Origin of the sequence: Brevundimonas sp. VNH65 (genome assembly GCF_049445955.1) — a bacterium.
Classification (GTDB): Bacteria; Pseudomonadota; Alphaproteobacteria; order Caulobacterales; family Caulobacteraceae; genus Brevundimonas.
Map to the genome: position 1 here is coordinate 1 of NZ_JBMSDX010000019.1, position 8999 is coordinate 8999.

The following is an 8999-nucleotide window of genomic DNA, read 5'->3' on the forward strand; positions in this document are numbered from 1 at the left end:
ACCGGCCTCCTGCTCCCGCAGGATCCCGATGATCTGCTCTTCCGTGAACCTTGATCGCTTCATTGTGTCCGTCCTTTGTTAGGGCGGACTCTAGCTATTCCTGGAGGAGTTTCAGGGGGTCACGTCACTACCTGCGACCGGCGTAGATCTCTCGGATGTTGGGGACGAGGTCATCGGAATCCCGCCACATCGATCAGATGATAGCCCACGGCTTCAACATGGTGCCGCAACCACCGCAGACTGGTGGGAGAGAAGAGATTTAGGTTCTGGCAATAAGTTTCTATGAAAATGTTTTAAAACAATGTTTTGGTGCGATTTTTAGAAGTGCTGTGTGTCCAAGTTTGTGTCCGAAAATCGATGCGGACGCGCCTTCCAACTGCGATGACGAGTGGTGTTACTTGCCTGCAAACAGGTCGTCCCACCTCGCTCATGACTTACTTCTTCGCCGGAGTTTTCCCCGTCGCCGGCGCCTTCGTCTTCGCTGCGGGAGCCCTCACGGGCTTCGGCGCGGGCAGAGCGGTCTGCTTCTTCGGAGCCGACACGGTTGGGGTCGTGGGGGCGAAGTCTTCGATGGCTTTGAAGACCCCCCACAGTTTGTCGACCTTGACGTGCTCTTCGAGGTAGTCGGCATAGGCTTGCTCGGCGTTGACGAGCAGTTGGTCGTAAAAGACGATTCTCGCGTTCACCGCACGTAGGGTTTCCGCGACCCCGCTCGCGCCCGTCGGTGTGCCGTATTCCGGCGGGGCCTTGCCAAGGATGCAGACGATTTCGATCGGATAGTCCTTGAAGGCCGTCTTATCGAGAATGGCTTTCGCACCATCGCGGTACTTGCGGACCTGTGCCGCCAACGTGTCAACGGCGACGGACGCGGAATAGCGCTTCAACTCCACGATGACGTGCTTTCCGCTCGTGGTGCGATAGCCGATGTCGATGCGATCCTTGGCGTCCGTGCCCTTGAGACCCTTGGTGTCCTTGTCCAGGAAGTTCTTCACCAACGTCTCGATGTGCTGCGTGCCCTTGGCCCGCTCCCAAGCGGGATCGATCAGCCAGAGGTGCTTATAGATGTAGCTCTGAAGAGCTCGCTCCTTCTCGTTGGTCTTGAGCTTGTCTTTCAGGGTGCGGATGATCTGGACGCGTCCGCTGACGATCTGGCCATAGTAGCTGGTTTCGAGATCGTCGATGCTCTCGAAGATTTCCAAAACCTCGCTGAGATTTTCGTCCTTGATGTTGTCGAGCCGGTCGAGTTCGTCCTTGTGGCGGTAGGTTTCGAACGCCAGGATCGACGCTTTCAGCAGTTCCTTCTTGTCGTCGTCACCCGACCTGATGGTGTTGAGGCGACCGATCCACCGCTCCGCCTTTTTCTTCGTGTCGCCCTGCAGGTGAGACAGCCAATCGGCGACCGCAGGCACACCCATCGCCACTTTCGTCCCATCGGTGCGCCGCCAATCGCTCCACACGCCCGCGATGTGTCTCAGTTCCGAGAGGATGATCGCCCGCAGAGCCTCGAAGCGAGGATCGTCCTGCTTGAGCGCCTGCCGGCTGCTGGTGGCGATGTCGCCGTTCTCATCGACGTCGAGCTGTTCGCAGGTCAGTTCCCCAATCACGTAGTCGGCGTAGATTTCCTTCTGAGCGAAGTCATCCAGGACGTCTTCTTGAGCCATCTTGCCGCGCATGAAGATGGCGATGCGATTCAGGTTGTCGCCCTCCTCGTCCTTGAGCTGCTGCGGCAATGCCACCGTGCCGACCCAGCCAGTGAGCTTGAGGCCATGCGCCTTCAGGGCGGCCGCCACGGCAGACGAGCGGTCCTGAGCCGGTCGCTTCAGGTGCTTGCAAGATTTCTTGAAGTCATCCGCGTCGCCATAGGTCCAAAGGTACTCAAGGACGTTGTGATAGCCCCGATCCTCGGGGCCGATGGCGTCGCCGTTCACTTTCACGCTGAACTTGAACTTCGGGCCGATGATGGAAAACCGCCGAGCGACGCGGCGCTTCAGGCCTTCGACCGTCAAGGCGGACAGCGACTTCGACAGACCACTGAGAACGATCCGCGTCCCCTTCTTCAGGTCGGCGGGCCAGTCGGTCAATTCGTCCGGCTCGTACGCTCCTTCGGATTTGCCCGCGATGGCCTTCTTGATGACCTCCCTGTCCATCTGGAAGGCGGTGCGCTCATCATTGGCGATCGTGTAGATTTTCGCGACTTGGGCGATTGAGAAGATGGACAGCTTGCCGATGCCTTTGCGGCCCATCGGGCTGCGTCCTTCCGGCGTCGTCGCTCCCAGTTCGTCACGGCGTCGGAAGCCGACCGTAAGAAACCGATCAATGACCCCGTCACGGTCCATGCCGTGTCCGTCGTCTTCGATCGTGATGGTCTCGGCGTTCTTATCGATCGTGACCGATACCGTGTGGGCGTCGGCGTCCCACGCGTTAGCGACGATCTCGGACAGTACGGCCGGAACGTTGCTGTAGAGGTTGATGCCCAAATGCTCCAACGCATTCAGGCTGATCGTCATCTTCAAGGGACGCTTGGTCATGCTTCGAGCGCCTCCAAATGTTGCCGCACCGCGCCTGCGATGGCGTAGCCCAGCTTGACTGGCACGGCATTGCCGATCAATCGACCAATGGCCTTGAACTGAACGCGCGCACCCGGGCGGACGAACTGGTAGCTGCGGGGGAAGCCTTGCAGCAGCGCGCCCTCCCGAAGCGACAGAGCTCGCGTTTGTTCGGGATGTCCGAACCGGCCGTTGCCGAAGCCGAAGAACTGCGTGGTGATCGTTGGTGACGGATGGTCCCACTCCATTCGGCCGTAGACCGACGAGTAGGTCTTCCCCGTTTCGACGGTGTGGCATTGCGCTACTAACTTCGGGTCCCAATCCCGCCATGTACCGCCGGGCTTCGACGCGACGATGCGCTTCTCGTTCTTTGGGCTCAATCTGCTGGCACGATGCAGGGGATCGGCCGCATCCGCTTCACCATGCGAGATCTCGGGGAGCTTGCCGATCTCTTGGCGTACGGTTCGGTGCTGCTTCTTGTGGGTCTTTTTGGGAAGCGCGATCGGTCCGAGGCGTGAAGCGAGAAGGACCAGCCGTGACCGCGTTTGGGCTAGGCCATAATCGGGCCCGTACAGCACGTCGTAGGCCACTTCGTAGTCGTTGGCCTTCAGCTTATCGACGAACGCCTGGAAGATTTTGCCCTCCTTGAAGTCGAGAAGTCGGGGAACGTTTTCCATCGACACCACGTCCGGCAGGACTTCGGCGACGAGGTCACCGAACCGCCCGAGCAGCTGCCATTTCGGGTCGTCGTTCTTCTGGTTATAGGTCGAGAACGGCTGACACGGGGCACAGCCCACAAGCACCCGAACACGGCCGGGAACGAAGAGCTTTTCGATGTCGGCCGCCGTCACTTCCGTGATGTCGCGGCGCACGAGCGGGGCCTTGTTGTTGTGCTCGAAGGCGTATCTGCACGCTTCGTCGACGTCGATGCCGGCGGCGATCTGGAACCCCCGCTGCACGAACCCGTGCGACAGGCCGCCAGCGCCACAGAAGACGTCGACGACCGACGCTTCAGGCGCACGTGAATTCTTCCGCCGGGAGGCGGGGCGTAGGGCCTGACTGTTACGCGCGCGGGTCAATTCGCCTTCCTCCGATTTCTCAGTTCTCCCTGCGGGACGTGAATTCCGGCGTTCGCCAGCGCTCTCAGCACGATCAGCCGCATGGGCTCGCCGCTTTCCGCAGCGCGAACCTTGAGGCTGGTTTTCGTCGCCTTCGGCACCGTCACCTGAAGCGGCTCGTCCGATTGACTGGCCATCCAGATCGTCCTCGTCTCAACAATTCATGCAATCATGATTTCATGATGGTATAAGTCAAGCTTGGCGTTTGAAGCGGCCCGGATTGGGCTTAGGAAGAAGGCTCCTGTGCTTTCGGCATCCTAAGTGAACAGGCCTCATGGCGATGCCCTCAGCGCGCTTCAACCACCTTGCTCACGGCGTCCTTGGCTGGCTCTCTGGGCGGTTCCTACCCAGGTGCCATTGGCCGGCTAGCCCGTTGTTCGGCACAAATGGGGGGGGGGGGGGGGGGGGGGGGGGGGCGAATGCACCTGGCCCGCGTCAGGCCAAGCGGCCAGAAGTTGGGGAAGAGAAGGCCATTTCTGCAGTTCGGCGGCGTAAAGTTGTCAGTTCCCGATAGTCGGGATAGCCGTCAAGGTATGATGCCTGGAGGTAAGACTCGGGGGCAGCGCGATGCGGTGTCCGAAAATCGTTCCGCCCAGCCATAAAGCCATCCCGACGCTGGGGTGGCGGCCAACGGAACAAATCCGGCAGTGCCAGCGCTGGACCCAACGATCTGATAGGTGGGGCCATGTCGCGGGGGGCCTCCACCAGCGACTGGAGTGCTGATTCCTCGGAGATAGAACCTCAACTCCCCACGGTCCACCAACTCACTCAGAAGATTAGACAACTCAGGACATTCTGCAGTATTTGTATAGCTGTTTCCGCCTGAAGAGAGTCGGTTCACCCACCAGTTTGAATTGGACCCCAATCTTTCCACTACCGAAACATCAAACTTATATATTTCTCCATTATTTTCTTTAATAATGGAAAGCTGCACGGACCCGACGGCGTGAGTGTGGTTAGTCGGTTGCGAGGCTACGATCGCAGAGGCTATGATATAGGTCAGGAACATGGCGAACTCGGATCTATCATTCTTCCAACTATTCCAGAAAGTGCTGACGGAGGAATTTTCCAGCCATTGCCGCCTGATTGATATTGCCCGCCACCCCGGAATCCGAACAGATGAAATCCGTTAGACCCGCTAATTTGGGAGTAAATATACAGCTCGAAGGGTCGAGATCCCGATGGGGCGAATGTATTATAATACACTAGTCTGCTATGATCTGAGCCCATAACTGCATTTATGTCTTGAGCCGGTCCGCCAATGTGATTGTGCTGGTCGCCATAGGTTAGGGCGTCTGGAACGACTCCATTCGGCGCTTCCCCGCGCCCAAGGGGACCGCTGCGAGAATCCGTCCAACCAAACCCGGAGCCGTGACGGACGATTGTCGTCGCACGTTCGCGGGCACTTATCGGCTCATTCGCGCGCGCCGAAGCCGCTGCATTGGCCTGTGAGGCTGCAAGGGCTGCAGCGGCTGGGCAGGAGAATGTGCCCACGATCTCCAAACCATAGTGCGCCAGTAGGAGCTCATCAAGAAACCTCCCGATATTTTCAGACCCGCAGATCATGTTACCTTTGCACTTAAACCCCGTGACTGGCACTGGTGGAAGGGTGACTGGTGGCGGTTCAGAATCCTGTAGGCCCAAGGGATCCACCAGATTAACCGGATCCCCGCCCACATAGGCATAGAGGTTCATCCCCGCCCCATACCCGATGGGATCGGTTTGGAGGAACCGCCCGATCCCTGGCTGATACATCCGCGCCTTGTAATAGTAGGCCCCGAAGTCCGGCAGCCAGAGCTGACCGGTGTATTGCAGGCGGCCGCCGTTGGCGGTCTTGGGTACGCCGTATTCGTCATAGGCGTTGGCGACGATCAGGGCGCCGGTCTGGTCGGTGATGGCGATCACGGAGTTCCGCTCGTCCGTCAGGTTGAAGTAGGGCGTGGAGAACGTATTGCCCTGGAAGGCCACGACCAGTTCGTCGGGCGAGAAGCCCAGCACCAGCCGGTTGTTGACCGTCGTGCCGTTGACGGTGGAGGCGGTGACCTCCACGCCGTCATAGAGGTATTCCGCGCCCGCCGTGCCGACGTATTGGCGAAGGCGACCGAGGGGATCGTAGGACAGGCTGGCCCCGACCGGGCCGCCGGTGACGCGGCTGCGGGCGTCGTAGCTGTAGGTCTTGGAGGTGTCGTTGGTGATGTTGCCGTTGGCGTCATAGGTGACGCTGACGCCGCCGATCGTCGCCACCTGGTTCAGACCGTTGTTGGTGGAGGCGGTCGTGGCCGTGGTCGTCGGGTAGTCATAGACGCTGTTGGACTGGGTCTTCGTCCGGATCTGCCCGGCCGGATTGTAGGTGTAGGCCCAGGCCACGTCGTTGGTCGATCCGCCCGGCAGGTCGTGGCTGAGGCTGGTCAGGCGGCTGATCCCGTCATAGCCATAGGCCGAGGTGATGCCGGTGCTGCGGCTGATGCTCGTCCGGCGGCCGAGGTTGTCGTAGCCGTAGCCGACGATCTGGGTTCCGCCCGACTGTTTGACGGCGGTCGGGTCGTTCCCGAGATTCCAGTCATAGGTGATGTAGACGCTGTCCGGCCAGGTCAGCCGGGTGCGACGACCGGCGAGGTCGTACTGGAACGCCATGGTCCCCAGCGTGCCGGTCTGGCTGGTCAGCCGGTTCAAGGCGTCCCAGGTCTGGGTCGTGGTGCGGCCGGGCAGGACCGCCGTCAGCATTCGCCCCAGATTGTCATAGGTGTAGGTCGGGCTATCCGTCCCTACCGGAGCGCCCATGGCGGTGTTGCGGTTCAGGTTGTCGTAGGTCGGGCTGAACGTCTGGTTGGCGCGAGTGCGATAGCTGGTGACGTTGGAGTTTGCGTCATAGCCGTATTGCTCATAGTCGGTCGTGGACGTCCCCCCGCCGGTGGCGTTGGGATAACGCAGCCGATAGAGCCGGTCGAAGCCATCGTAGACCATGATCGAGACATTGCCCTTGGCGTCCGTCAGGTTCTGCGATTGGCCGTTGGCGGTGTAGGTCAGGCTCTCGGTCACCGAGGTTCCCGAGCCGAAGCCACGGGTGATCGAGGTCTGCTGATTGGCGGCGTTGTATCCGAAGCTGGTGATCCGGTCGGGTCCGTTCGGGCTGAGGGTGCTCATGGTGCAGGCCCCGGCGGGCAGACTGCCGAACACGGCCGGGTTCATCCGCTGCGCCACGCAACTCAGATTTCCTGCGCCGTCGAACGAAATCTGCTGGACCTGAAGGGTGTTGCCCGCCGCATCCTGACTGGAGATCGTAATGGGGCGCCCGTAGGTGTCATAGGTGGCCGCCTGACGCTGGAGGGTCGAGAAGGCGGCGAAGTTCGGGTCGGTGTAGCCCGTCGTCGTGCCCTGTTCGGCGAGCGTGACATTGCCCTTCAGGTTATAGGTGAACCGCTGCGCCCGGTTCAGCAGGGCGCCACCGCCGTCCGGGTCAGGGCCGATGACGCCGGTGACCTGACGCAGGTTGTTGTAGAGATAGCGGGTCCGATCGCCCGTGCCGCTGAGCGGACCATCGACGTATTCGGGATCGCCATAGCCGGTCCAGGTCGTGGCGGTCGTGGCGGCCAGCGTTCCGGTTCCATTGCCCGTGGTGACGGACGTCGGCAAGAGGTTGTTGGCGACACCCGCCGATCCATAGACCGTCGTGGACTTGATCTCATTGGCCGTGCCGACGCAGGACGGCGACGAGCCGCTGGCGCAGGTGGAGACCGAGGTCGGCAGGGTGATGGATGTCGGCGCCGCGACGATGACGCCGGAACTGTTCTTGTAATAGGCGGTCTGCGCCGCATAGGCGATGCGGGTCTGGGGCCGCGTGCCGCTGCCGACCGGCGTCGCGCCGCTGGGGGCCGGAGCCGTGACGCTCTCCAGGCCGCCATGGGTGCTGTTCCAGACGTAGTCGGTGCGATAGCCCCGCGCGTCCGTGGTCGAGGTCGGCAGGTTGCAGGTGACGGGATTAACGCAAGACCCGGCGTATGCCGCGCTGGTCGTGATGTTGGACAGGCCCGACCCCGACTTGGGCACGGCCAGGGTTCCCGTCACATTCCCCCGCCCGTCGTAGGTGACCTGAACATAGTCGCCCTCTGGGTTTGTCGTTCGGGTCAGGCGTTGATTGCCGTCGTATTGAAAGGCCCAGGTGTTGCCGAGCGCGTCTTCGTAGGAATCCGCCAAACCCGTGGTCGTATCGGAGATGACGGTCAGTTCCTGGCTGCCTGTGCTGGTCGCCGTGGTGATCAGCTTGCCGGGCGTCGTGGCGGTGTCGTAGCTGTAGTTCCACAGGCCGGTCAGGCCGCCCGCCTGGATGACCCGGCCGGCGAAGTCATAGACCGCCAGATAGTCGTCAGAGGTCGGGGCCGAACCGGGGAACCTCACCTTGGTCAGACGCCCGGCGAGGTCATATTCATAGGTGGTGGTGCGCGCCGCCTGATCCGCAGACGTGGTAGGGTTGTCCTGATTACTGAGGTTCACGCTCGGCCATGAGCGCGTCATGCCGGGGCAGGTCGTGCCCATGGGGTCACAGTAGTCCACCGCGACGTTGAAGCCGACGACGTCCTTGATCCTCAGCCACTCGGCCTGATTGGCGACAGAGTTCGAGTGGTAGAAATATTTGAGCTGGTAGCCGTTGTTGTTGGTGATCGCCTCCAACCGCGTCAGGGTCGGCAGAGTCCCATCGTCTCGGTAGTGATAAGTGACCCGACTTCCATTCGGTGTCTCGTAGTATGTGACGAGGTAGACGTTCGACCCGTAGGGTGTCGTGCGTCCCATATAGCTGGAGGCGAAGTGCGCCTTGTTGCCGCTGCGGTCCACCACATCATAGCCGCCAGTGACGGGCGTCAGCGTTGAACCGTTGGCCGTCGCCGAGTCCCAGGTCGATCCGTTCCAGGTAAAATACTCCGAGATCGGCCCGACGCTGACGACGATGTCACCGCCCAAGAGCGGCGTCAGTGTCCCTGCATTGGTGTCACGCCAGCCGTTCCCGATGAAGATGCGGCCGAAGGTCAGTCCGCCCGCGTCGGGTTCGCCGATCACGACCTCGGTCGTGGAATAGTTGAACTGGCCCGTGACCAAATCAATGCTGCGTTCGTCGAGGGTGTAGCGTTCCGGCGGCGCGGGCTGAATTTGCGCCAGCGTCGGCAAGGCCGTCGCCATCGCCACAAGTCCGACCGATGACGCCAGCAGCAGCTTTGACGTGACCCCCTGAAACTCCTCCAGGAATAGCTAGAGTCCGCCCTAACAAAGGACGGACACAATGAAGCGATCAAGGTTCACGGAAGAGCAGATCATCGGGATCCTGCGGGAGCAGGAGGCCGGT

4 protein-coding genes are annotated in these 8999 nt (G+C 61.0%); all 4 read right to left on the minus strand.

Annotated features, from left to right (window positions below; translation table 11 throughout):
• Positions 1–434: 434 nt before the first annotated feature.
• The 4 genes from ACO2Q1_RS17115 to ACO2Q1_RS17130 all read right to left on the minus strand — a co-directional run bounded on the left by ACO2Q1_RS17115 (position 435) and on the right by ACO2Q1_RS17130 (position 8836).
• Complete coding sequence (locus ACO2Q1_RS17115; RefSeq protein WP_423330672.1) at positions 435–2528, minus strand: BbrUII/HgiDII family restriction enzyme; 2094 nt, start codon at positions 2526–2528, stop codon at positions 435–437.
• The gene (locus ACO2Q1_RS17120; RefSeq protein ID WP_423330673.1) at positions 2525–3625 is read right to left on the minus strand and encodes a DNA cytosine methyltransferase; all 1101 of its coding nucleotides are present in this window, start codon (positions 3623–3625) and stop codon (positions 2525–2527) included. Before ACO2Q1_RS17120 ends, ACO2Q1_RS17115 begins: the two co-directional genes overlap by 4 nt.
• The gene (locus ACO2Q1_RS17125; RefSeq protein WP_423330674.1) at positions 3622–3801 is read right to left on the minus strand and encodes a hypothetical protein; all 180 of its coding nucleotides are present in this window, start codon (positions 3799–3801) and stop codon (positions 3622–3624) included. Before ACO2Q1_RS17125 ends, ACO2Q1_RS17120 begins: the two co-directional genes overlap by 4 nt.
• A gap of 862 nt (positions 3802–4663) precedes the next feature.
• Positions 4664–8836 (minus strand): RHS repeat domain-containing protein, encoded by a 4173-nt coding sequence (locus tag ACO2Q1_RS17130; protein WP_423330675.1) that lies wholly within the window; start codon positions 8834–8836, stop codon positions 4664–4666.
• Between the last annotated feature and the right edge of the window lie 163 nt (positions 8837–8999).

What these genes read in the sequence shown, in the direction of transcription:
- ACO2Q1_RS17130 (WP_423330675.1), bottom strand. Translation starts at nt 8,836, where the DNA reads ATGGCGACGGCCTTGCCGACGCTGGCGCAAATTCAGCCCGCGCCGCCG.
- ACO2Q1_RS17125 (WP_423330674.1), bottom strand. Translation starts at nt 3,801, where the DNA reads ATGGCCAGTCAATCGGACGAGCCGCTTCAGGTGACGGTGCCGAAGGCG.
- ACO2Q1_RS17115 (WP_423330672.1), bottom strand. Translation starts at nt 2,528, where the DNA reads ATGACCAAGCGTCCCTTGAAGATGACGATCAGCCTGAATGCGTTGGAG.